This is a genomic window from Kitasatospora sp. NPDC038210 (genome assembly GCF_055600605.1).
Window position 1 is genome coordinate 466,339 of record NZ_JBVJYK010000002.1, and the last position, 22,721, is coordinate 489,059.

At 73.1% G+C, this 22,721-nt stretch carries 19 protein-coding genes; 10 read left to right on the forward strand and 9 right to left on the reverse strand.

Going from position 1 to position 22,721, the window contains the following annotated elements:
* Window positions 1–26: 26 nt before the first annotated feature.
* Complete coding sequence (locus ACZ7KX_RS05585) at window positions 27–647, forward strand: LysE family translocator (protein WP_470325429.1); 621 nt, start codon at window positions 27–29, stop codon at window positions 645–647.
* On the opposite strand, the gene ACZ7KX_RS05590 is transcribed toward ACZ7KX_RS05585, so the two are convergent.
* The 6 genes from ACZ7KX_RS05590 to ACZ7KX_RS05615 all read right to left on the reverse strand — a co-directional run bounded on the left by ACZ7KX_RS05590 (window position 648) and on the right by ACZ7KX_RS05615 (window position 7,843).
* A complete protein-coding gene (locus ACZ7KX_RS05590) occupies window positions 648–950 on the reverse strand; it encodes a hypothetical protein (RefSeq protein WP_470325430.1) in 303 nt (100 codons plus the stop codon).
* Window positions 951–1,029: 79 nt separating this feature from the next.
* Window positions 1,030–2,238 (reverse strand): XdhC family protein, encoded by a 1,209-nt coding sequence (locus ACZ7KX_RS05595; RefSeq protein WP_470325431.1) that lies wholly within the window; start codon window positions 2,236–2,238, stop codon window positions 1,030–1,032.
* Between the two features lie 143 nt (window positions 2,239–2,381).
* Window positions 2,382–3,863: an NCS2 family permease gene (locus tag ACZ7KX_RS05600; RefSeq protein ID WP_470325432.1), complete on the reverse strand. Its 1,482-nt coding sequence runs from the start codon at window positions 3,861–3,863 to the stop codon at window positions 2,382–2,384.
* A gap of 247 nt (window positions 3,864–4,110) precedes the next feature.
* Window positions 4,111–6,477 (reverse strand): xanthine dehydrogenase subunit D, encoded by a 2,367-nt coding sequence (pucD, locus tag ACZ7KX_RS05605; protein WP_470325433.1) that lies wholly within the window; start codon window positions 6,475–6,477, stop codon window positions 4,111–4,113.
* Window positions 6,474–6,959 (reverse strand): (2Fe-2S)-binding protein, encoded by a 486-nt coding sequence (locus ACZ7KX_RS05610; protein ID WP_350525513.1) that lies wholly within the window; start codon window positions 6,957–6,959, stop codon window positions 6,474–6,476. Before ACZ7KX_RS05610 ends, pucD begins: the two co-directional genes overlap by 4 nt.
* The gene (locus tag ACZ7KX_RS05615) at window positions 6,956–7,843 is read right to left on the reverse strand and encodes an FAD binding domain-containing protein (protein ID WP_470325434.1); all 888 of its coding nucleotides are present in this window, start codon (window positions 7,841–7,843) and stop codon (window positions 6,956–6,958) included. Before ACZ7KX_RS05615 ends, ACZ7KX_RS05610 begins: the two co-directional genes overlap by 4 nt.
* 420 nt (window positions 7,844–8,263) lie before the next feature.
* Between ACZ7KX_RS05615 and ACZ7KX_RS05620 the strand changes: the two genes are divergently transcribed.
* A complete protein-coding gene (locus ACZ7KX_RS05620; protein ID WP_350525515.1) occupies window positions 8,264–9,856 on the forward strand; it encodes a PucR family transcriptional regulator in 1,593 nt (530 codons plus the stop codon).
* 72 nt (window positions 9,857–9,928) lie between these two features.
* Here the strand turns inward: ACZ7KX_RS05620 and ACZ7KX_RS05625 are convergent, their stop codons facing one another.
* Window positions 9,929–11,005: an alpha/beta hydrolase gene (locus ACZ7KX_RS05625; protein WP_470325435.1), complete on the reverse strand. Its 1,077-nt coding sequence runs from the start codon at window positions 11,003–11,005 to the stop codon at window positions 9,929–9,931.
* A gap of 367 nt (window positions 11,006–11,372) precedes the next feature.
* Here ACZ7KX_RS05625 and ACZ7KX_RS05630 point away from each other — a divergent pair, with 367 nt between their 5' ends.
* The 7 genes from ACZ7KX_RS05630 (at window position 11,373) to ACZ7KX_RS05660 (ending at window position 19,135) form a co-directional block, all read left to right on the forward strand.
* A complete protein-coding gene (locus ACZ7KX_RS05630) occupies window positions 11,373–12,386 on the forward strand; it encodes a sugar ABC transporter substrate-binding protein (protein ID WP_470325566.1) in 1,014 nt (337 codons plus the stop codon).
* A complete protein-coding gene (locus ACZ7KX_RS05635; RefSeq protein WP_470325436.1) occupies window positions 12,383–13,429 on the forward strand; it encodes an ABC transporter permease in 1,047 nt (348 codons plus the stop codon). The genes ACZ7KX_RS05630 and ACZ7KX_RS05635 overlap by 4 nt, the downstream gene beginning before the upstream one ends.
* Window positions 13,426–14,271: an ATP-binding cassette domain-containing protein gene (locus tag ACZ7KX_RS05640; protein ID WP_396547952.1), complete on the forward strand. Its 846-nt coding sequence runs from the start codon at window positions 13,426–13,428 to the stop codon at window positions 14,269–14,271. Before ACZ7KX_RS05635 ends, ACZ7KX_RS05640 begins: the two co-directional genes overlap by 4 nt.
* Complete coding sequence (locus tag ACZ7KX_RS05645; protein ID WP_350525520.1) at window positions 14,268–15,374, forward strand: ROK family glucokinase; 1,107 nt, start codon at window positions 14,268–14,270, stop codon at window positions 15,372–15,374. Before ACZ7KX_RS05640 ends, ACZ7KX_RS05645 begins: the two co-directional genes overlap by 4 nt.
* Window positions 15,375–15,604: 230 nt before the next feature.
* Window positions 15,605–17,395 carry a gamma-glutamyltransferase gene (gene ggt, locus ACZ7KX_RS05650; RefSeq protein ID WP_470325437.1) on the forward strand — a complete coding sequence of 597 codons (1,791 nt, stop codon included), beginning with the start codon at window positions 15,605–15,607 and terminating at the stop codon, window positions 17,393–17,395.
* 148 nt (window positions 17,396–17,543) lie between these two features.
* On the forward strand, window positions 17,544–18,347 hold the full coding sequence (locus ACZ7KX_RS05655) for an exodeoxyribonuclease III (protein ID WP_470325438.1): 804 nt from the start codon (window positions 17,544–17,546) through the stop codon (window positions 18,345–18,347).
* A 191-nt stretch (window positions 18,348–18,538) separates the two neighbouring features.
* Window positions 18,539–19,135 (forward strand): hypothetical protein, encoded by a 597-nt coding sequence (locus ACZ7KX_RS05660; protein WP_470325439.1) that lies wholly within the window; start codon window positions 18,539–18,541, stop codon window positions 19,133–19,135.
* A 149-nt stretch (window positions 19,136–19,284) separates the two neighbouring features.
* Here ACZ7KX_RS05660 and ACZ7KX_RS05665 read toward each other — a convergent pair whose 3' ends face one another.
* A complete protein-coding gene (locus tag ACZ7KX_RS05665; protein ID WP_470325440.1) occupies window positions 19,285–20,052 on the reverse strand; it encodes a lysoplasmalogenase in 768 nt (255 codons plus the stop codon).
* Between the two features lie 308 nt (window positions 20,053–20,360).
* Between ACZ7KX_RS05665 and ACZ7KX_RS05670 the strand changes: the two genes are divergently transcribed.
* Window positions 20,361–22,217 carry a DUF2398 family protein gene (locus tag ACZ7KX_RS05670; RefSeq protein ID WP_470325441.1) on the forward strand — a complete coding sequence of 619 codons (1,857 nt, stop codon included), beginning with the start codon at window positions 20,361–20,363 and terminating at the stop codon, window positions 22,215–22,217.
* A 144-nt stretch (window positions 22,218–22,361) separates the two neighbouring features.
* On the opposite strand, the gene ACZ7KX_RS05675 is transcribed toward ACZ7KX_RS05670, so the two are convergent.
* Window positions 22,362–22,607, reverse strand: coding sequence for a hypothetical protein (locus ACZ7KX_RS05675; RefSeq protein WP_470325442.1), 246 nt, complete (start codon window positions 22,605–22,607; stop codon window positions 22,362–22,364).
* Window positions 22,608–22,721 lie beyond the last annotated feature (114 nt).

Consider the following 22,721-nt stretch of genomic DNA (forward strand, 5'->3'; position numbering starts at 1 on the left):
CGGGTCCTGTGAGAGCATCCGGGGCCATGGAGATGACAACCGCGCTGTGGTCCTTCGCCCTCGTCGTGGGGCTGCTCACGCTGACGCCCGGGATCGACACCGCGCTGGTCCTGCGGACGTCCGCGCTGGGGCGGCGGCGGCAGGCTTGGGGGGTCGTGCTCGGGATCCAGACCGGGACGCTGATCTGGGGGACGCTGACCTCGGCGGGGGTGACGGCGCTGCTGACCGCCTCGCAGCTGGCGTACGACGTCCTGCGCTGGGCGGGCGCCGCGTACCTGGTGTGGATGGGCATCGGGATGCTGCGCGACCGGGGCGCCCGGGTGGCGGCCGAGGACGAGCCGACGGAGGGCGGGTTCGGGCACGGCTGGCGGCGGGGCACGCTCACCAACCTGCTGAACCCCAAGGTCGGGGTCTTCTACGTGGCCGTGCTCCCGCAGTTCATCCCCGCCGGGGCCCCGCACTTCGCCGCCGGCGTGGCGCTGACCTGCGTCCACGTCGTGGAGGGCGTGCTCTGGTCGACGGTGCTGGTGGGTTTCGCCCGGGTGCTTCGGGGCTGGCTGCGCCGGCCGGCCACGCGCAGGCTGATGGACCGGGTGACCGGTGCGGTCGTGGTGGGCTTCGGCGTGAAGCTGGCGCTGGGCGACTGATCAGGAGGACGGGCGGCCCAGCCGGGACAGTCCTTCGCTCAGGTCGTCGGCGTTCATGCAGATGTGCAGCTGGACGTCGGCCTTGAGCTGCAGCCAGAACGGTTCGCAGGTGGTCACCACCGAGGCCTCGTCCGGGATGTCCAGGACGAACAGCATGGCCCGGCGCCCGTTGCGGGCGAAGAAGTACGCCGCCTCCGGTTTGAGTTGGCTCATGGCCTGTTCCACGACCGGGCCGACCGAGCCGTCGGCGATGAGCTTGTTGGAGGTTTCGGTGTCGAGGATGACTTCCAGCAGGGCGCGCATGGTCGCTGCTCCTTCCCGGGCTCGGGCCGAGTCCGCAACTCCAGCGTCCCGCCGCCCCGGTGGGCACGCAACGTGACGCTCAGGCGGCGTGGGTCCGCCGCGGCCGCGCCTCCTCCGCACCGGTGCGGGCGTCGTCGTCCGCCGCCGCCCGGGCCGTGTCGTGGTGGATCGGTCCGTCGCCGGCGCTCAGCGGCAGGCAGCTGCCGCCGCGCCGGCGGGCGATGATCTCGGCGGCGACCGAGACCGCCGTCTCCTCGGGGGTGCGCGAGCCCAGGTCGAGGCCGATGGGGGAGCGCAGCCGGGCCAGTTCGGCCTCGGTGAGCCCGACCTCGCGCAGCTTCGCCTCGCGGTCCCGGTGGGTGCGGCGCGAGCCCATCGCGCCGACGTAGCCGACCGGCAGCCGCAGGGCGCGTTCGAGCAGCGGGATGTCGAACTTGGCGTCGTGGGTGAGCACGCAGAGCACGGTGCGTCCGTCGATCCGGCCGAGCTGGGAGTCCAGGTACCGGTGCGGCCAGTCGACGACGACCTCGTCGGCCTCCGGGAAGCGGCGGGTGGTGGCGAAGACGGGCCGGGCGTCGCAGACGGTGACGTGGTAGCCGAGGAACTTGCCGATCCGCACCACCGCGGCCGCGAAGTCGATCGCCCCGAACACCAGCATCCGCGGCGGGGGCACGTAGGACTCGACGAAGCAGGTGACGGTGCCCAGCTCGTGCTCGTCGCAGGGGCGCCCGTCCAGGCCGAGGACGAGCCGGCCGGTGCGTCCGGCCTCCAGCATCGCCCGGGCCTGCGCGACGATCGCCCGCTCCAGCCCGCCGACGGTGGACGGCCCGACGGACAGCGCCCCGGAGAGGCCGTCGGCGGTGACCGCGAGGGTGGCGCCGAGCAGCACGGCCGGTCCGGCGATCACGCGCACCAGCGCGACCGGTGTCCCGGCGGCGATGTGGGCGATCCCCGCGTCCAGTCCGGCGTCGGCCCCCGGCACGACCGGCTGGACGAACACGTCCAGGACTCCGCCGCAGGTCAGGCCGACCGCGAAGGCGTCCGCGTCGCTGAAGCCGAAGCGTTCCAGCACCGGCTCGCCGCTCTCGATCGCGGCCTGGCACAGCTCGTACACCGCGCCCTCGACGCAGCCGCCGGAGACGCTGCCGATCGCCTCGCCGTCCGCGTCCACGGCCAGCGCCGCCCCGGGATCGCGCGGTGCGCTGCCGGAGACGCCGACCACGGTGGCCACGGCGAACGCACGCCCGGCCGCGTGCCAGGCCTGCAGCTGCTCGGCGATGTCCTGCATGGCGGAGGCTCCTTACACGGTTCGACAGTAGCGGTGGACGCCGCCGTACGGGAAACGATCCCGTACGGCGGCGGTGTTGCGAGGGGCCGGTGGCGCTCACGGAACCGGCGGGGCCGGCCGCGAAACGGGGCCGGCGGGGCCGGTTAGTGCACGCCGAGCCAGGACTTGATCGGCGTGAGCGCGAAGTACAGCACGAACACCCCGGTGAGGATCCACATCAGTGCCCCGGGCTCGCGCCAGCGCCCGACCCCGGCCTTGATCACCGTGTACGAGATGACGCCGGCCGCGACGCCCGCCGTGATGCTGTACGTGAACGGCATCAGTGCGCAGGTGAGGAAGGCCGGGATGGCCACCTCGCGGTCGGACCAGTCGATGTGCCGGGCCTGGCTCATCATCATCGAGCCGATCACGACCAGGGCGGCGGAGGCCACCTCGACCGGGACGATGCCGGCGATCGGCGAGAAGAACAGCATCAGCGCGAACAGCCCGCCGGTGACGGTGGACGCGAGGCCGGTGCGGGCGCCGTCGCCGACGCCGGTCGCGGACTCGACGAAGACGGTCTGGCCGGAGGCGCCCGCCAGGCCGCCGACCGCGCCGCCGGCGCCGTCGATGAACAGTGCCTTGGACAGACCGGGCATCCGGCCCTGCTTGTCGGCCAGTCCGGCCTCGGTGCCGACGCCGATGATGGTGGCCATCGCGTCGAAGAAGCCGGCCAGCACCAGGGTGAACACCGCGACCGAGGCGCTGATCGCGCCCATGCCCCGGGCGCCGAAGGCGCCGAACAGGTCGACGTGGCCGAACAGGCTGAAGTCGGGCGCGGAGACCGGGCTGCCGGGCCACACCGGTACGGAGTTCTTCCAGGCGGTGGCGGGTACGTGGGCGGCCTTGTTGACGATCACCGCGAGCACGGTGCCGCCGGCGATGCCGATCAGGATCGCGCCGCGGACGCCGCGGGCCATCAGGACGAAGATCGACAGCAGCGTGACGCAGAAGACCAGGACCGGCCAGCCGGCGAGTTCACCGGTCGGGCCGAGGGACAGCGGGGTGGGGCCGCCGGTGTGCATGAACCCGGCCTTGTAGAGGCCGATCACGGTGACGAACAGGCCGATGCCGATGGTGATGGCGTGCTTGAGCGGCAGCGGGATGCCGTTCATGATCTTCTCGCGCAGTCCGGAGACCACCAGCAGCACGATCAGCAGGCCGTAGATCACGCACAGGCCCATGGCCTGCGCCCAGGTGGTGTGGGGCACGACCAGCGCGGAGACCGCGCCGGAGACCGAGAGGCCGGCGGCGAGGGCGAGCGGCACGTTGCCGACCACGCCCATCAGGATGGTGGTGACGGCCGCCGCCAGCGCGGTGGCGGTGGTCAGTGCGGCGTGGTCCAGCTTGACGCCGGTGACGTCCGCGCCGCTCAGGATGAGCGGGTTGAGCAGGATGATGTACGCCATCGCCATGAAGGTGGTGAGACCACCGCGGAGTTCGTTGGCGAGCGTCGAGCCCCGGGCCGAGATCTTGAAGTAGGCGTCCAGTGCGCTCGACGGGCGGGGGGCCGGGGACGACGGGTGGGTGTCGCCCCCGGCGGGTCTGTCTTCGGTGGTGCCGGGCTCCGTGGGGATCCTGGTCATGTCCACTCCCAAGTGTCAAAGGGGGTTGGGGTGGGCGAGCCGACCTGACTGCCGGTCAACGAAGCGGCGTAGGGGGACGCATCGACTCACTGGGGGGCACTCGAAATGAGGGGGAGTGCCGGCGGTGCTTGGAGGGTGGTGCGCACCGCTGCTGACCCCGGCGTGGGCAGGGCAGCGGGTGGGGGGTGGTGCCCCCGGGGCGGCGGGGAAGACGGTCGCCGCCCCGGGGAAGCGTGAACTGCCGGGATCAGCCGGGCTGTTCGGTGGTCAGGTGCTCCGGGCGGACCGGGATCCGGTTGAGCGCCAGACCGGTGGCGTTGCGGATGGCGGCCACGATGGACGGCGTCGCCGAGACGGTCGGCGCCTCACCCACCCCGCGCAGCCCGTACGGCGCGTGGGGGTCGGGAAGTTCGAGGACGTCCACCGGGATCGGCGGGGTGTCCAGGATGGTGGGGATCAGGTAGTCGGTGAAGGAGGCGTTGCGGACCTTGCCGTCCCGCACGATGATCTCCTCCATCACCGCGAGGCCGAGCGCCTGGGTGCAGCCGCCCTGGATCTGGCCGACCACGGAGAGCGGGTTGAGCGCCTTGCCGACGTCCTGGACGGCGGTGAGCTCGACCACCTTGACCAGGCCCAGCTCCACGTCCACGTCCACCACGGCGCGGTTGGCGCAGAAGGTGTACTGGACGTGGCCGAAGCCCTGGCCGGTCTCCTTGTCGAAGGGCTGGGTGGGCCGGTGGTGGTGCTCGCGGGTGAGGTCGATGGCCTCGTCGCCGAGCAGGTCCACCATGGAGACCAGGACGCCGGCGCTCTCCGAGACGACCTTGCCGCCGGCCAGCACGATGTCCTTGTGGCTCCAGCCGTAGCGCCGTCGGCCCTTGTCGATCAGCTCCCGCCGGACCGCCTCGGCGGCCAGCTTCACCGCACCGCCGGTCATGTACGTCTGGCGCGAGGCCGAGGTCGAACCGGCCGATCCCACCTCGGTGTTGGCCGGGTGGATGGTGACCTGCTCGACGCCCAGCTCGGTGCGGGCGATCTGGGCGTGCACGGTGACGCCGCCCTGGCCGACCTCGGCCATCGCGGTGTGCACCATCGCGACCGGCTCGCCGCCGATGACCTCCAGCCGCACCCGGGCCGTGGAGTAGTCGTCGAAGCCCTCGGAGAAGCCGACGTTCTTGATGCCGACCGAGTAGCCCACGCCGCGCACGATCCCCTCGCCGTGCGAGGTGTTGGACAGCGCGCCGGGCAGCGCGCGGACGTCCAGGTGCTCGGTGTCCAGCGGCGGCGGCAGCGGCATCTCCTTGGCCCGGCGCAGCAGTTCGGCCACCGGCGCGGGTGAGTCGATCTGCTGGCCGGTGGGCATGAAGTCGCCCTCCGACATCGCGTTCAGCTGCCGCAACTCCACCGGGTCCATGCCCAGTTCGGCCGCCAGCTTGTCCATCTGCGACTCGTAGCCGAACGCGGCCTGGACGGCGCCGAAGCCGCGCATCGCCCCGCAGGACGGGTTGTTGCTGTAGAGCGCGATGGCGTGCATCCGGACGTTCGGGATGACGTACGGGCCGTGTCCGAGCGAGGCCGCGTTGCCGACCACGGCCGGCGAGGCGGAGGCGTAGGCGCCGCCGTCCAGCACGATCCGGCAGTCGGCGAAGACCAGCTTGCCGTCGCGGGTCGCGCCGTGCTCGTAGTGCATCCTCGCCGGGTGGCGGTGCACGTGGCCGTAGAAGGACTCGTCCCGGGAGTAGACGATCTTGACCGGCTTGCCGGTGTGCTGGGCCAGCAGGCAGGCGTGGATCTGCATCGAGATGTCCTCGCGGCCGCCGAAGGCGCCGCCGACGCCGGCCAGGGTGAGCCGGACCTTCTCCTCGGGCAGGTCCAGCACCGGGGCCATCTGCTCGCGGTCCACGTGCAGCCACTGGGTGGCGATGTAGAGGTCGATGCCGCCGTCCTCGGCGGGCACCGCCAGGCCGGACTCCGGCCCGAGGAAGGCCTGGTCCTGCATGCCGACCTCGTAGTCGCCGCTGACGATGACGTCCGCCAGGGCCCGTACCTCGTCGGTCACGCCGCCGCCGGAGACCAGCCGCTGCTCGTGGCAGATGTTGCCGTAAGCGTGCGACTTGTACTCGTGCGGCTCGTGGACGTAGCCGTGCGTCTCCGGGTCGAGGCACTGCTCCTCGGTGACGATCGGGGTGAGCACCTCGTACTCGACCGCGATCTTCTTCACCGCGCGGCGGGCCGTCTCCGGGTGGTCGGCGGCGACCAGCGCGATCGCCTCGCCGTGGTACCGGATCTTGTCGATCGCCAGGGCCGGCTGGTCCTGGATCTCCAGCCCGTAGTACTTCGAGCCGGGGATGTCCTCGTGGGTCAGCACCGCGTACACGCCGGGCACCTTGAGCGCCTCGGAGATGTCCACCGAGAGGATGTTGGCGCGGGGGTGCGGCGAGCGCAGCGCCATGCCCCACAGCATGTCCTCGTGCCACATGTCCGAGGAGTAGGCGAACTCGCCCTTGACCTTCAGATTGCCGTCCGGGCGCAGCGGCGAGCCGCCGATGCCGTCCTTGGACGCCTGGTTGATGTTCTGCAGGTTCTTCTGGCCCTGGATGGTCCTGGTGGTCATGCCGAACCCTTCCCGGCGCACTTGCGGGCCGAGGCGAGCCGCACCGCGTCCATGATCTTCTCGTAGCCGGTGCAGCGGCACAGGTTGCCGGACAGCGCCTCGCGGATGTCGTTGTCGCTCGGCTGGGCGTCGTGCTCCAGCAGGGCGTCGGTCTGCACCAGCAGGCCGGGGGTGCAGAAGCCGCACTGGACGGCGCCGGCGTCGATGAACGCCTGCTGGACCAGACCCAGTTCGCCGTTCTCCTCGCTCAGCCCCTCGACCGTGCGGACCTCGCGGTCCTGCACCTGGCCGGCCGCGACCAGGCAGGAGCAGACCGGGACGCCGTCCAGGTAGACCGTGCAGGAGCCGCACTCGCCCTGCTCGCAGGCGTTCTTCGAGCCCGGCAGGCCGACCCGCTCGCGCAGCACGTAGAGCAGGCTCTCGCCCTCCCACACGTCGTCGGCCTCGACGGGCTTGCCGTTGGCGGTGAAAGTGACCCTCATGCCGCGCTCCTGATCTGCTTGCCGTAGTCGTTCCAACACCAGGTGAGGGTGCGGCGGGCCATCACGGCCAGGGAGTGGCGCCGGTAGTCGGCGGTGCCCCGGACGTCGTCGATCGGCGAGGCCGCGTCCTTCACCAGCTCGCCGAACCGCTGGATCACCTCGGCGCCCAGCAGCTCGCCGGACTCCCAGAGCCCGCGCTCGGCGAGCACGCCCTGCAGGTACTCCTCGGCCTCGACGGCGCGGCGCGGCGTGGGGGCAGCCGAACCGATACCGGTGCCGACGGTGCCGTTCCTGGGGTGGAGGGCGAAGCCGAAGGCGCAGACCGCGATCACCATCGCGTTGCGGGTGCCGATCTTCGAGAACTGCTGCGGGCCGTCCGCCACCGGGATGTGCACCGCCCGGATCAGCTCGTCGGCCTCCAGGCTGTTGCGCTTCACGCCGACGTAGAACTCGTCGATCGGGATCATCCGGGTGCCGCGCACCGAGGCCGCCTCGACGAACACGTCCCGTCCGGCCGCCAGCAGCGCGGGGTGCGCGTCACCGGCCGGCGAGGCGCCGCCGAGGTTGCCGCCGACGCCGCCGCGGTTCCGGATCTGCGGCGAGCCGACGGTGTGGGCCGCCAGGGCGAGGCCGGGCAGCGGCCCGGACAGCTCGTCGATGATCCGGGTGTAGGGGACCGAGGCGCCGAGCTTGACGACGCTGCCGTCGTTGGACCATTCGGTGAGCTCGGTGATGCGGTTCAGGTCGAGAATCGCGGATGGCCGGTGCACGTCGAAGTTCATCTCGACCATGACGTCCGTCCCGCCCGAGATGGGCAGTGCGGTCGGGTACTCAGCCTTCGCCGCGAGTGCCTCGTCCCAGGTGGCGGGCCGAAGGAACTCCATGCGGGTGTCTCCTCAAGTCGTCGCCCGCCGGGTGTCCGGCGGCGTGTCGCCCAGTGAACCCCTGTGACGCGGCCCACTGGCAGTCACCGATGGCATGAAGCCCCGGCTGTGGTCCCGCCCGGCATCCTGTACGTTCCTCTAAGGAGCAGAATCTCGCAGCCCAGGTGTTCGCCGGGTGCTACCTACGACCGTAATCCGGCCGTGACGGACGGGCTACGGGCCCGTGATCCGGCCGCCCGCTGGTGCGTAACACCGAGCACGGATGTTCGGGCACACTGTGACCCCCGGACCGACGGCCCGGTGCCCCCTTCCCCCCGATCCCCCCCCGATCCCCCCGCCCGAACCCCCTGCCCGTCCCCCCGCTCGACCCCCCCTGATCCCCCTCTCGATCCCCTCGATCCAGCCCTAAGGAGTCCGCGGATGCGTGTCCGTGACCTGCTCGCCCCCGGTGCCCCGCGACTGCGCCTGCTCGCGGCCGAGGAAGAGCTGGACCGGCAGGTCAGCGGCGTGATGACGACGGACCTGCAGGACCCCGGCCGCTACCTGCACGGCGGTGAGCTGGTGCTCACCGGCATGCTCTGGCGCACCGTCCCGGCCGACTCCGAACGCTTCGTGCGGACCCTCGCGGCCGGCGGCGCGGTCGCCCTCGCGGCCGGCGAGGCCGAGGTCGGCCCGGTGCCCGAGGACCTGGTCGAGGCCTGCCGCCGCCACCGGATGCCGCTGCTGGCCGTCCCCGACGACATCGCGTTCGGCACCGTCACCGAGTTCATCGGCCGTCAGGTTTCCGCCGACCGCGCCGCCGACCTCGCGGCCCTGGTCGACCGGCACCGGCTGCTCGTCTCGGCGGCCGGCGGCGGCGGGCTGGACGCGGTGCTCGACCTGCTCGGCGGCGACCTCGACCTCGACTGCTGGGTGCTCGCCCCCACCGGCGCGGTGATCGCCGGCCCCGCCGACCGGCTCTCCGCCGAGGACCGCGACCAGCTGGTGCGCGCCCACCTCGCGGCCCAGCGCCAGCGCCGCCGCCCCCCGCACCGGGTCCGTCTGGCCGCCGGCTCCTACTCGCTGCTGCCCGCCGCGGCCTCCGCCGAGCACGAGGTGCCGCTCGCCGACTGGATGCTCGCGGTCGCCGGCGACATCACCGAGTGGACCACCAAGCGCCAGCAGCTCGCCGAGAACCTGGCCCGGCTGGTCGCCGCCGAGCGCCACCGCCGCGACGAGGGACGCCGGCTGCGCCGCCGCCTCGCCGACGAGGTGCTCGCACTGCTGCGCCGCGACGCCGACCCGGCCGAGATCAGTCGCACCCTGTACGCCTCCTCGGCGATGGCCGCCCGCTACGAGGGCCCCGAGTCCAAGTCCCCGGCGGAGGACGCCTCCTGGCTGGTGCTCAGCGCCGAGGGCACCGGCCTGCCCGAGGGCAGCGTCCGGGCCGTCCTGGAGGAGGCGCTCGGCACCACCTCCGACCGCGCGCTGGTCGCCGGGACGGGCGCCGGCGCCGTCGTGGTGCTGCCGGCCCCGGACAGCCCGGTGCCCGCCGACGCCCTGCGCGACCTGCTCGCCCCGCTGGAGGCCGGGCTCGGCTCCGAGGGCCGGATCACCCTCGGGGTCTCCGCCCCCGCCTCCGAGGCCGGCGGCCTGCGCGGCGCCCTGGAGGAGGCCCGGCACGCCCGCCGGATCGCCGCCTCCCGGGTCGGCCGGGTCTGCGTCGCGGGCCCGGAGGAACTCGCCTCGCACGTCCTGCTGCTGGCGGCCGTCCCGGACGAGGTCCGCCGCGCGTTCCGCAGCCGGCTGCTGGACAAGGTGATCGCGTACGACATCGAGCACCAGGCGGACCTGGTCCGCACCCTGGAGGCCTTCCTGCGCTCGGACGGCTCCTGGACCCGCTGCGCCGCGCAGCTGCACGTCCACGTGAACACCCTGCGGTACCGGATAGGCCGGATCGAGGAACTGACCGGGCGTGACCTCTCCCGGCTGGAGGACCGGGTGGACTTCTACCTGGCGCTCGAACTGGCCTGACGGGGGCTCCGGCACGCGCGAGGGCCCGCCGCGATCGATGTCGCGGCGGGCCCTCGCGCGTGCGGTCGGCCGCTACTGGGCCGGGATGATCGACGTCAGCCACTGGAAGGCGCCGGGGACCATCTTCTTCCACATCTCGGTGGTGTGCGGGCCGGTGCCCTCCTCGACCTGGACGGTGGTCGGGGCCTTGGCGGCGCCGCGGATCGCCTCGCCGTCCTCGTAGCCGTCGCCCTTGGCGCCGCTGATCAGCATGGCGACCTTCGGCGGCTGCTGGGCGGCCTTCAGGATGGTGACCGGGTTGTTGGCCTCGCGCAGCTTGGGGTCCTTGCCGACCAGCGAGTCCTTCTCGGTCGCCGGGTCGTTGTAGCCGGACATCGCGATGGCGGCGCGGTACCGGTTGGGGTGGGCCAGCGACAGCTTGGCCGCGCAGTGCGCACCGGCCGAGTAGCCGGCGATCGCCCAGCGGTCCGAGGCCGGGTCGGCGCGGAAGTTGTCCAGCACCATCTGCGGGACGTCGCGGGTGATCCAGGCGTCGGCGTTGATCTTGCCGGGGATGTCGGTGCAGCCGGCGTCCTGGCTCTGGCCGAGCAGCAGGGTGCGCGGCGAGACCAGGATGAACGGGGCGACCTTGCCCTGCTGCATCAGCGGCTTGAGCTGCTCGGAGACCTTGAGCGTGCCGTACCAGGTGGAGGAGGAGCCCGGGAAGCCCGGGATCAGCTCGACCACGGGGAACTTCTTGTCCTTGAACGCCGGGTCGTTGTACTGCGGCGGCAGCCAGACCAGCACCTCGCCGTCGACGCCGGAGACCTGGCCCTTGAGGGTGGTCTTCTGCACGTCGTTGGGCACCGCCGGGTCGTTCACGCCGCCGAAGCTCTGCTTCACCTTCGGCGGTTCCTTGGCGGCGTCACCGCTCCCGCCCGCGCCGGCCGCGTCCGCCGGCGGCACCGGGGGCACCGCGCGGACGTGGTTGCCGGTGCCGAGCAGGTCGTCCCAGCTCCCGTAGATCAGGTTGGCGTTGTTGACCATCACGAAGACCATCAGCACGGCCGTGACCTGGCAGAACATGATCATGACGATCCGGGTGAGGGCCTTCACCGGCTGCGGGCCGCCGACCTTCCCCCAGAACAGCAACGCCACTGTGATGGACACCGGCACAAGGATGACGGTGAGGATGAGGAATGGCGTACCTGTCAGTTCCATCGCGTTCTCGTATCCGGGTCGCTCGCCGCCCGGGCCCCAGTCGCCCGAACGCACGTCAATGTCATCAGACGGGGAGAACCGGGGATCGGTTGCCGTCCGAATCTGTGCGGAACCTGAGAGGAACATCACGTTCGCGTGATGAACCCCATTCGGATCGGCGCCTAGTCTGTCATCCGGACGAAGGTCGTCCGGACCAGATGTTCAGCGAACTTCCAGGAAAGGTCCCCCGGGGCACCTTACCTCCCAGGGCGTTCCGGCCGCCGGGCGAGGCGGTGCGATCGCGCACGGCCGGGCCAGGGAGACTATGGGGATGAGCATCACCCGCTTTCGCCCGTCCCGACGCTTCTGGCCCGTGTGCGCCGTCCTGGCCCTCGCGGTCACGGCGGCCGGCTGCAGCAGTACCGGAGGCAGACGCGCCGAGGAGGCCCGCGCCAAGGCCGCGGCCACCGGCGGCAGCGCCGTCACCACCCCGCGCTGGAAGGTCGCCATGGTGACCCATTCCGGGGCCGGCGACGCCTTCTGGGACACCGTGCGCAAGGGGGCCGAGCAGGCCGCCGCCAAGGACAACATCACCTTCCTGTACTCCAACGACGCGCAGACCCAGAACCAGGTCCAGCTCGTCCAGGCCGCCATCGACCAGAAGGTCGACGGCCTGCTGGTCACCCTCGCCAAGGGCGACGCCATGGCCGACGTCCTCGCCAAGGCCAAGGCCGCCGGCATCCCCGTCATCACCATCAACTCCGGCCAGGAGTACTCCCAGAAGTTCGGCGCGCTCACCCACATCGGCCAGGACGAGTCCACGGCCGGCCAGGCGGCCGGCGCCGAGCTGGCCAAGCGCGGGCGCAAGAACGTGCTCTGCGTCATCCACGAGCAGGGCAACGTCGGCCAGGAGCAGCGCTGCTCCGGCGCCCAGTCCAAGGCCGGCGGGTCCTTCCAGGTGCTCTACGTGAACGGCGTCGACATGCCCGACGCCCGCGCCGCGGTCTCCGCCAAGCTGCAGGCCGACCCGAGCATCGACACCGTGCTCACCCTCTCCGGCCCGATGGCGGCCACCGGTCTGCAGGCCATCCAGGACGCCCGCCGCCCCGTGGAGCTGGACACCTTCGACCTGGGACAGCAGGTGGTGGCCGGGCTCAAGTCCGGCAGCGTCGGCTTCGCCGTCGACCAGCAGCCCTACCTCCAGGGCTACGAGGGCGTCGACCTGCTCTGGCTCTACAAGTCCAACCTGGACATGCTCGGCGGGGGCAAGCCGGTCGAGACCGGCCCGCAGATCCTCACCAAGGAGAACGCCGACGCGCTCGCCGAGTACGTCGCGAGGGGGACCCGGTGAGCAGCTCGGACCTCCTCGCCCAGGACGGCCTGCTCCAGGACCGTCCGGCGGCCCTGCGGCGGCTCCTCGCCCGCCCGGAGCTGGGTTCGCTGATCGCCGCCGTCGCGGTGTTCGCGGTCTTCGCCGTCGCCGCCGGGCCCTTCCTGCGGCTCGGCTCACTGGGCACCGTGCTCTACGCGGCGTCCACCATCGGGATCATGGCGGTGCCGGTCTCGCTGCTGATGATCGGCGGCGAGTTCGACCTCTCGGCCGGCGTGCTGGTCACCACCGCCGCGCTGACCTCCTCGATGGTCTCGTACCAGTTCACCGCGGTGACCTGGGTCGGCGTCGTGGTCTCGCTGGCGACCACGCTGGCGATCGGCTGGTTCAACGGCTGGATGCTCGGACGTACGAAGCTACCCAGCTTCATCGTCACCCTCGGCACCTTCCTGATGCTGACCGGCGCCAACCTGGGCGTCACCAAGGCGGTCTCGGGCACCGTCTCCACCAAGCCGATCGCCGACATGGAGGGCTTCGAGTCCTGCCGCCGGCTGTTCGCCTCCGAGGTCACCATCGGCGGACTGACCGTCAAGGCCACCGTGTGGTGGTGGCTGGGCCTGCTGGTGGTCGGCAGCTGGGTGCTGCTGCGCACCCGCTTCGGCAACTGGATCTTCGCCGTCGGCGGCGACGCGGACGCCGCCCGCGCGGTCGGCGTGCCGGTCGCCCGGACGAAGACCCTGCTGTACCTGGGCGTCGGCTTCTGCGCCTGGGTGCTGGGCCAGCACCTGCTGTTCTCCTTCGACACGGTGCAGTCCGGCGAGGGAGTCGGCAACGAGCTGATCTACATCGTGGCGGCCGTCATCGGCGGGTGTCTGATCACCGGCGGCTACGGCTCGGTGGTCGGCTCCGCGCTCGGCGCGCTGATCTTCGGCATGGCCAGCAAGGGGATCATCTACGCGGAGTGGAACCCGGACTGGTTCAAGTTCTTCCTCGGCGCGATGCTGCTGCTGGCCGCGCTGCTGAACGCCTACGTCAAGCGCCGGGCCGAGCGGGGGCCGCGATGAGCACCGAACACGTGACGACCACCGAACCGGCGGGCACCGAACTGCTCTCCCTCGACGGCGTCGGCAAGAGCTACGGCACCGTCCGGGCGCTGCAGGACGTCTCGCTGACCCTGCGGACCGGCGAGATCAGCTGCGTGCTCGGCGACAACGGGGCCGGCAAGTCCACTCTGATCAAGATCATCTCGGGACTGCACCGGCACGACGAGGGCAGCTACACCGTGGGCGGCGAGGAGGTCGCCTTCGACTCCCCGCGCCAGGCCCTGGACCGCGGCATCGCCACCGTCTACCAGGACCTCGCCGTCGTCCCGCTGATGCCGGTCTGGCGCAACTTCTTCCTCGGCTCCGAACGGGGCACGCGCCGCTGGGGCGGCCTGCGCCTGGACGCCGACGGCATGCGCGCCACCACCCGCGAGGCCCTCGCGAGGATGGGCATCGACCTGCACGACGTCGACCGGCCGATCGGCACCCTGTCCGGCGGCCAGCGCCAGTGCGTGGCGATCGCCCGCGCCGTGCACTTCGGCGCCAAGGTGCTGATCCTGGACGAGCCCACCGCGGCGCTCGGCGTCAAGCAGTCCGGAGTGGTGCTCAAGTACGTCACCGCCGCGCGCGACGCCGGACTCGGGGTCGTGCTGATCACCCACAACCCGCACCACGCGTACCTGGTCGGCGACCACTTCACCCTGCTCAAGCGCGGCCGGATGGCGGGCAGCCACCCGCGCGCCGAGATCAGCCTGGAACAGCTCACCACCGAGATGGCCGGCGGTTCCGACCTCGCCGAGCTCTCGCACGAGCTGGCCCGTCCCTCCGTCCCCGACTCCCGTGAGGAGCGTCCGCAGCCGTGACCAGCCCTCAAGGCAGCACCCGGCCGCCCGTCCTGCCCACCCTGCTCGGCCTCGGTCCGCGCGCCGAGCGCCGCCGCCGTGCCCTGCCCGCAGGGATACTGCGACTGCCCACCATCGGCGTCGACATCGGCGGCACCAAGGTGGTCGCCGGGGTGGTGGACGGCGAGGGCAAGGTGCTGGAGAAGCTGCGCACCGACACGCCGGACAAGAGCAAGAGCCCCAAGGTGGTCGAGGACGTCATCGTCGAGCTGGTGCTGCAGCTCTCCGACCGTCACGACGTCCACGCCGTCGGCATCGGCGCGGCCGGCTGGGTCGACGCCGACCGCTCCCGGGTGCTGTTTGCCCCGCACCTCAACTGGCGCAACGAGCCGCTGCAGCAGGCGCTCAGCGAGCGGCTGCGGTTCCCCGTGATCGTGGAGAACGACGCCAACGCGGCCGCCTGGGCCGAGTGGCGCTTCGGCGCCGGGCGCGGTGAGGACCACATGGTGATGCTCACCTTGGGCACCGGCATCGGCGGCGCGGTGGTCCGGGACGGCTACGTCGACCGCGGCAAGTACGGGCTGGCGGGCGAGTTCGGGCACATGCAGGTGCTGCCCGGCGGCCACCGCTGCCCGTGCGGCAACCGCGGATGCTGGGAGCAGTACTCCTCCGGCAACGCGCTGGTGCGTGACGCGCGCGAGCTGGTCGCCGAGGAGTCCCCGGTGGTGCAGCCGCTGCTGGCCCGGGCGGGCGGGACGGTCGAGGGCATCACCGGCCCGCTGGTCACCGAGGCCGCGCAGGACGGCGACCCGACCGCCATCGAGCTGCTGTACGAGGTCGGCACCTGGCTGGGCGTCGGCATCGCCAACCTGGCCGCCGGGCTGGACCCGGGCCGCTTCGTCATCGGCGGCGGCGTCTCCGAGGCCGGCGACCTGCTGCTCGGACCGGCCCGCGACACCTTCCGCCGCACCCTCACCGGCCGCGGCTTCCGCCCGGAGGCCGCCATCGTGCACGCCGCCCTCGGCAACGAGGCCGGCCTGGTCGGCGCCGCCGACCTCGCCCGGCAGGTGGCCCGGCGCTTCCGCACCATCAAGCGGCGGCGGGTGGAGCGCAGCGCGCTGTAGTGCGCCGCGGCGGTGGGGGATGCGGGCGGTGGTGGGGGATGCCGGGTGCTGCCCTGGGGCCGACGGAGTTCAGCGGACAGATGATGAAATCTGTTCGCTGAACTTTGTTCGCTGAACTCTGTCGTCCGTGCTTCCGTCTCGTCAACTACCCGCCGGTAGCGGCGTCGTGTGGTTGTCGGATCATCCCTCCTGTGGAACAACTGAGTTGACGTCGACTCAGGAGGACTCGGATGAGGGCTCTGGCCCGTCTGGCACCACCACTGCTGCTCACCACCGCACTGGTCTGGTCCACCGCACTGCCGGCCGGGGCGGCGGCCCCGCCGCCGAAGGTGCCCGAGGCGGTCGGCTGGGGCGGCGCGGTGGCCACCGTCGACGCCGACGCCACCGCCGCCGGGATCGAGGTGCTGCGCAACGGCGGCAACGCCGTGGACGCGGCGGTCGCCGCCGCGGCAGCCCTCGGGGTCACCGAGCCGTACTCCTCCGGCATCGGCGGCGGCGGGTACTTCGTCTACTACGACCACGCCACCGGCCGGGTGCACACCATCGACGGCCGGGAGACCGCCGGCCGCACCGCCGACACCGGGCTGTTCCTGGAGGACGGCAAGCCGCTGCCCTTCGCCGACGCCGTCACCAGCGGCCTCTCCGTCGGTGTCCCCGGCACCCCGGCCACCTGGGACGCCGCGCTCCGCCAGTGGGGCACCCGCTCGCTCGCCCGGGCCCTCGAACCCGCCGAGCGGATCGCCGACAACGGCTTCGTCGTGGACGAGACCTTCCGCGGCCAGACCGCCGACAACCAGGCCAGGTTCAAGGACTTCCCGGCCACCGCCGCGCTCTACCTGCCCGGCGGAAAGCCCCCCGAGGTCGGCAGCGTCCTGCGCAACCCGGACCTCGCCGCCACCTACCGGCTGCTCGCCAAGGACGGCGTGAAGGCCTTCTACCGGGGGAAGTTGGCCGAGGACGTCGTCAACACCCTGCAGCACCCGCCGGTCGACCCGGCCTCCGGCCGCAACGCCCGCCCAGGCAAGGTGGACGCCGCCGACCTCGCCGCCTACCGGGTCCGCGACCAGGCTCCCACCCACGTCGCCCACGGTGCCTACGACGTCTACTCGATGGCCCCGTCCAGCTCCGGCGGCACCACCGTCGGCGAGGCGCTGAACATCCTGGAGGACGGCGGGGACGTCTCCGCGTACAGCGGCACGCAGTACTACCACCACTTCCTGGAGGCCTCCCGGATCGCCTTCGCCGACCGGAACCGCTGGGTCGGCGACCCGGCCTCCGTCGACGTCCCCACCAGGCAACTGCTGTCCGAGCGCTACGCCGCCTCCCGGGCCTGCCTGATCAGCCCCGACCACGCGCTGACCAGCCCGCTCGCCCCCGGTGACCCGCGCCACCCGGCCGACTGCGCCGACACCGGCCAGGCCGTGGCCGAACCGTACGAGGGCCCCAACACGACCCATCTGACGGTCGCCGACCGCTGGGGCAACGTCGTCTCCTACACGCTCACCATCGAGCAGACCGGCGGCAGCGGCATCACCGTCCCCGGCCGCGGCTTCCTGCTCAACAACGAGCTGACCGACTTCGACTTCACCCCGCTCGCCCCCGGCGTCCCCGACCCCAACCTGCCGGGCGCGGGCAAGCGGCCGCGCTCGTCGATGTCGCCGACCGTCGTGCTGCGCGACGGCGAGCCCTTCCTCGCCACCGGCAGCCCCGGCGGCGCGACCATCATCACCACCACCCTGCAGGTGCTGCTCGGACGGCTGGACCGCGGCCTGAGCCTGGAGCAGGCGATCGCCGCGCCGCGCGCCAGCCAGCGCAACACCGTCGCGACGCAGGCCGAGCCCGCCTTCCTGGCGCTGCCCGAGCGGGCCGGACTGGAAGCGCTCGGGCACGCCTTCACCGGCGTGGCGGAGATCGGCGCCGCCACGGGCGTGGAACGGCTGCCGGACGGGCGCTGGGTGGCCGCCGCCGAACCGGTGCGGCGCGGCGGCGGCTCGGCCGCGGTGGTCCGGCCCGCACGCTGACCCGGCCGGCGGCCGCGCGCCGGGGCCGTCCGGATCGTCAGTGCCGGACGGTATGTTCGGGGTGGGCCTCCCTCACGAGGGCCGGCCCGCCCCGTTCGTACCCCGTCAGCACCCCGTCCGTACCGAACCACCGGGAAGGCCGCCCGCCGTGACCGTCCGCATCGCCACCTGGAACATCAACTCCGTCACCGCGCGGCTGCCCAAGCTCCTGGAGTGGCTGGAGAGCGCCAAGCCCGACGTGCTCTGCCTCCAGGAGCTCAAGTGCGCGGCCGACGCCTTCCCGTACGACGAGGTCCGCGAGCTCGGCTACGAGACGGCAGCGCACGGCACCGGCCGGTGGAACGGCGTCGCCATCGTCTCCCGGCTCGGCCTGGAGGACGTCGTGCGCGACCTCCCCGGCCAGCCCGGCTACCTCGCCGACGGAGCCTTGCTGCCCGACGTCGAGCCGCGCGCCATCGCCGCCACCTGCGGCCCGGTCCGGGTCTGGTCGGTCTACGTGCCCAACGGCCGCGAGGTCGGCCACGCGCACTACCACTACAAGCTGGAGTGGCTGGAGGCGCTGCGCAAGGCCTCCGTCGAGGACGCCGCCGGCACCCGTCCGTTCGCCGTCCTCGGGGACTTCAACATCGCCCCGTCCGACGAGGACGTCTTCGACGTCGCCGCCTTCGAGGGCCTCACCCACGTCACCCCGGTCGAGCGCGCCGCCCTGGAGGCCCTCGGCGAGATCGGCCTGCACGACGTCGTGCCGCGCCCGCTGAAGTACGACCGTCCGTACACCTACTGGGACTACCGCCAGCTGGCCTTCCCCAAGAACCGGGGCATGCGGATCGACCTCACGTACGCCAACAAGGCCTTCGCCGACGCCGTCACCGACAGCTACGTCGACCGCGAGGCCCGCAAGGGCAAGGGCACCTCGGACCACGCGCCGGTCGTGGTGGACCTCGACCTGTGAGCACCCCGATCGCCGGGGCCGCTGGGTCGCCCGGCCGGTGACCTCGGGTAGCGGTGCAGTAACCCGAACGGTCCTGAGCGCTGGCTGAGTGCGGGGCGGGTGCCTACCGTCGGTGAATGACCGGGTGCGGTTGATCGACCACGTGGACATGGGAGTCCCCGGCTGCGCCCGAGAATCCCGGAGGTTCCGGCATGCGCCCCATGCGTACGGCCGCCGCCGCCCTGATCGGCGCGACGGCGCTGACCGGCCTGACGGCCCCCCTCGCTTCCGCCAGGGACGGCTCGGCCTCGGTCAGCCCGTCCCAGGCCGCACCGGGCCAGACCGTGACGGTCACGGTCTCCTGCGAGAAGTCGGACAAGCCCGACGCCAAGACCATCACCGCCCGCTCCGCCGCCTTCGAGGGCGGCCCGGCGACCCTCACCCTCGGCCCGGACGGCAAGCACACCGGCTCCGCCCGGTTGGCCTCCCAGCAGTCCGGGGACAGCAAGGTCGACGGCACCTGTCCGGACGGCGGCGCCTTCTCGACCACGGTGACCGTCGCCACCGTCACCTCCGCCGCCCCCGCCACCCCCGACAAGAGCCTCGGCGACTGGGGCAAGGCGGCGGGGGAGTGGGCCGGCTCGCTCGGGCAGTCCGGCGCCGGCAGCCAGCAGGTCGCCCCGCACGGTGCCGTGCAGACCGGCCTCGGCGGCTCGGTCGCGGAGAACCCGGCGGAGCTGGCCGGGGGCCTCGCCCTGCTCGCGGGAGGCGTCGGCGGCTTCTGGCTGCTCCGGAGGCGCGGTGCCTGATGGCGTCCCGATACCCCTGTGCCGCACCGCCGGACCCTGACGGGACCGGCGGTGCGGTGCGGTGTCGGGCGGTCCGCCGGGTCGGCAGGCCCGCCGGGTCCGCCGGGTCCGCAGTTCGGACGGGTCGCAGGTCAGGCAGGTCGAACGGCTCAGACCGTCCGGGGCTCCAGCGGCGCGACTCCGGTCCGCCGGGCGAGCCCGCTCCACTCGGCGGTGCCGTCCTCCTGGGCGCGTCCCTCCTCGTGCGCGAGCAGGCCGCCGGCCAGCAGGTACTGGGCCAGCACATAGGTGGCCATGATCCAGAACTGATGCCCCGGCAGCTCCCGCCACTTCGCCAGCTTGGTGGCGATCAGCGTGTCGGAGAGCAGGAACAGTGCCCCGCCCAGTCCGGTCCGCCAGCCCAGTCCGGCCGAGGTGACGGCCGTCGAGGTCAGCAGCAGGCTGTAGCCGGCCACCGGGACCCGCAGGTCCCCGAGGTCCGGCCAGAGCTGACCGACCAGCGCCACCCAGGCCGTCGCGTACGCGGCCGCGACCACGAGGGCGCGCCGGCGGTCGGTGAGCGCCCCGCGCTGGACGAACATCGTCACGTAGCAGACGTGCGCGGCGGCGAAGGAGCCCATGCCGGCCAGGAACGCGGGGTCGTTCTTCAGCTGGAGCAGCACGTCCCCGCCCGCGCTCAGCAGCAGCGCCGGTGCCAGCAGATTCGGCGCCTCCCGCTCGGCGGTCCTGGCCGCCGCGACGCTGTGCGCCGCCAGCAGCGGCATCAGCGCCGGCTTGGTGGCGTTCTGCAGCACCGACGCGCCGGACAGGATCGAGCCGAGGTGCGCCGCCGAGGCGGCTGCGAATCCGCCCAGCAGGCCGCCGGCCGACCGCAGGCGCGCACCGAGGACGGCACGGGTGGTCGTACGAATGCTCATGTGCACCTCTTGGTGAATCGCTCGCGGGGGCTCGCTCATGCCGGCGTGGCCTCCGGGGCTCGGGCGGTGGCGGATCCGTACCGGTGGTGGCGGGTCCGTACCGACCCTAAGGGAGCCGAACGGGGGCCGGAAGGGTAGGTTACCGGTGCGTAACCCGGGCGGCGTCGGGCGGGTGACGGCGTGGCCGGGGAGCGGTGGGCCGCGGAGCGGAGGGGCAGCGGCCGATTCCAGGGCTCTTGCGGAGACTTCCTCAGGAGGGCGGTTGCTGCCACCGGGTGACCCGGGCACCGTCTACTCTGGACTCCGACATGGATCAGCAGGAGTACGCGGTCGGTGCCACCCGGGTGGCGGCCGGTCGGCCGAACGGACGTACGGGCGGGGCAGGTCGGGGGACCGCCGCCGCCGTCCTCGCCGTACGCGGAGCCGCGCGGGCCGATGCGGCCGACGCCCTCGATGCCGCCGCCGCCGACACCGGCGATGTGGAACCCGGGACCGGCGCCGCGGACGGTGCCGACGACGCACGGGCCGCCGGTGGCGCCCACGGTGCCGGCCAGGACGTCGCCCTCTCTCCCGACCCGGGGCTGCTGCGGCTGGCCCACTGGTTCGCGGCCGCGACCCCCGGCGCCGCCGACGACCTCTGCACCGCCTCCTTCGGTCTCTACCCCGCCCGCCACCTCGGCGCGCCGGCCGAGCCCGCCGACCCCGACGTCAGCTGGTGGCACGGCCCCACCGCCCACGGTTTCGCGTCCGCGCGCTCCCGTGAGGCCCGCGGCGACGGCGGACTGCGCCGCGCCCGGCGCGACTCCGCCGAGCTGCCCGTCGTCCGGTCAGGCGCCAAGCCGGGCAGGCCCGGCAGGCACCGCAAGCCCGAGCGCATCCCGCTGATGTCGGAGGAAGCCGCGACTGCGGGCCCGCCTCCGCCCGTGGTCGCGCAGGATCGTTCCGGCGAGGAGCTCCCCGCCGCCGAACGCCGGATCGCCGCACGGCTGTTGCTGGCGCACCCGCTGGTCACCGCCTCCGGTCCGCATGCCGACGGCTTCCCGCTGATCCGCCGTCACCGCGACTGGCTGGCCGAGCGCTTCGACACCCTGCTCGGCTACCGCCTCGACGTCGGCCCCTGGCACGCCCGGCTGTGCAAGGCCGGCCTCGGCCCCGGCGCCGCCCGCCGCCTCGAACACCCCGCCACCGGCGCGCCGTTCACCCCCGGCGGCTACGCCCAACTCGCCCTCGCCCTGGCCCTGCTGGTCGACGCCCCCGAGCAGCTGGAGTACCGGAGGCTGCTCGACGCGATGCGGGCCGCCGCCCCCGGGCTGACCGCCGACCCGGCCGACCTCGACATGGCGCTGGCCGCGCTGGCCGGATGGCAGGTGCTCGGCGAACTGCCGACCGACCCCGCCGCCGATGCCTCTGCCGACCCCGCCGCCGATGCCTCTGCTGACCCCTCTGCCGACACCTTCGTCCTGACCGTGGACCGCGAACTCGCCCGCGCCGTCCCGGTCGGCCCGCCCGCCCTGGCCGCCGACGCCGCCGACCTCGTCCGCCGCGCCGCCGAGGCCGAACCCGCCACCGCCGTCCGCCGGCTCCTCGCCGAGACGCCCGCCGTCCTCGCCGCCGACCTCCCCGAGGACTGCCGCACCTGGCTGCACGAGCACCGGCTCAGCGGTCCCGCCGCGCTCGCCGACTTCCTCGGCCTGGAGACCGAACTGCGCGCCGAGGGCGTCGCCCTGCTCGACCCGGCCGCCGAACTCACCGACCTCGCCCTCCCCGGCGCCGGCACCCTCGCCCAGGCCACCCTGCTGCTGGTCGAGCGCCTGGTCGAGGAGGTCCGCCCGCTGCCCGCGGAGACCAGCGAGGGGGACGTGCCGATCGCCGACGCGCTGATAGACGGCGTCCTCGGCGACATCACCGACGAGTACGGCCTCCCGGCCCGCTACCTCTCCGACCGCACCGCCCTGCGTCGCGACGCCCTGGACCTCCTCCACCGGCTCGGCCTGATCACCCCGACCCCGCAGCCCAAGCGCCCGCCGACCTGGCACCTGCGACCCCACGCCGCCCGCTTCGCCCCCGCCCCGGACCTCCAGCCCACCCCCGGCACCGGCCGCCACTCCCGCCCGGCCCCGTTCATCCCGTCGCCCCCGGGCCCCCGCACCGGACAGCGCGCGTAGCGCCCGCCCGGCGTCCTTCCTCCGTCCGGCGGCCGGGACGGGCAGGGCGGTAGCGGCCAGCACGGTGCCGAGCAGGGGGCGGTGGGTGCCGGTCCGGTGCGACCGGCGCTTCCGTCCGGTTCCGGGGCCGGCTACCTGGCCCGGCTACGGGGTGGGCGGTACGGGGCCGGCTGCGCGCGTGAGCGTGATGGCTTCGTCGACCTGACGCCGGTCGTACCCGCGGCGGACCAGGTCGAACTGCGGGCGGTCGGGGCGCCGCTGCGCCGGCAGTGCGAAGTACTCGTCGACCTGGGCCCGGTCGTAGCCCCGCCGGGCCACGTCGAAGCCTGAGTGCGGCGCTCGCCCGGCATCCGTCGGGCTGCCACTGCCCCGGTGTCCGTCCTCGACCATCTGTCCTCCCCTGACCGGAACGTTTCGGCCCAGCATGGCACGGTGCCGGCGGACGGCTGCCGTGGACGGCGGCTTCGTCACGGGGCCGGGAGGACGGGGCCGGGAAGACGGAAG

Excerpts from the sequence above, each read along its gene's own strand:
- ACZ7KX_RS05590 (WP_470325430.1), bottom strand. The coding sequence starts at position 950 with ATGCGCGCCCTGCTGGAAGTCATCCTCGACACCGAAACCTCCAACAAG.
- ACZ7KX_RS05620 (WP_350525515.1), top strand. The coding sequence starts at position 8,264 with ATGCGTGTCCGTGACCTGCTCGCCCCCGGTGCCCCGCGACTGCGCCTG.
- ACZ7KX_RS05615 (WP_470325434.1), bottom strand. The coding sequence starts at position 7,843 with ATGGAGTTCCTTCGGCCCGCCACCTGGGACGAGGCACTCGCGGCGAAG.
- ACZ7KX_RS05660 (WP_470325439.1), top strand. The coding sequence starts at position 18,539 with ATGCGCCCCATGCGTACGGCCGCCGCCGCCCTGATCGGCGCGACGGCG.
- ACZ7KX_RS05585 (WP_470325429.1), top strand. The coding sequence starts at position 27 with ATGGAGATGACAACCGCGCTGTGGTCCTTCGCCCTCGTCGTGGGGCTG.
- ACZ7KX_RS05595 (WP_470325431.1), bottom strand. The coding sequence starts at position 2,238 with ATGCAGGACATCGCCGAGCAGCTGCAGGCCTGGCACGCGGCCGGGCGT.
- ACZ7KX_RS05675 (WP_470325442.1), bottom strand. The coding sequence starts at position 22,607 with ATGGTCGAGGACGGACACCGGGGCAGTGGCAGCCCGACGGATGCCGGG.
- ggt (WP_470325437.1), top strand. The coding sequence starts at position 15,605 with ATGAGGGCTCTGGCCCGTCTGGCACCACCACTGCTGCTCACCACCGCA.
- ACZ7KX_RS05600 (WP_470325432.1), bottom strand. The coding sequence starts at position 3,863 with ATGACCAGGATCCCCACGGAGCCCGGCACCACCGAAGACAGACCCGCC.
- ACZ7KX_RS05610 (WP_350525513.1), bottom strand. The coding sequence starts at position 6,959 with ATGAGGGTCACTTTCACCGCCAACGGCAAGCCCGTCGAGGCCGACGAC.
- ACZ7KX_RS05670 (WP_470325441.1), top strand. The coding sequence starts at position 20,361 with ATGGATCAGCAGGAGTACGCGGTCGGTGCCACCCGGGTGGCGGCCGGT.
- ACZ7KX_RS05665 (WP_470325440.1), bottom strand. The coding sequence starts at position 20,052 with ATGAGCATTCGTACGACCACCCGTGCCGTCCTCGGTGCGCGCCTGCGG.
- pucD (WP_470325433.1), bottom strand. The coding sequence starts at position 6,477 with ATGACCACCAGGACCATCCAGGGCCAGAAGAACCTGCAGAACATCAAC.
- ACZ7KX_RS05640 (WP_396547952.1), top strand. The coding sequence starts at position 13,426 with ATGAGCACCGAACACGTGACGACCACCGAACCGGCGGGCACCGAACTG.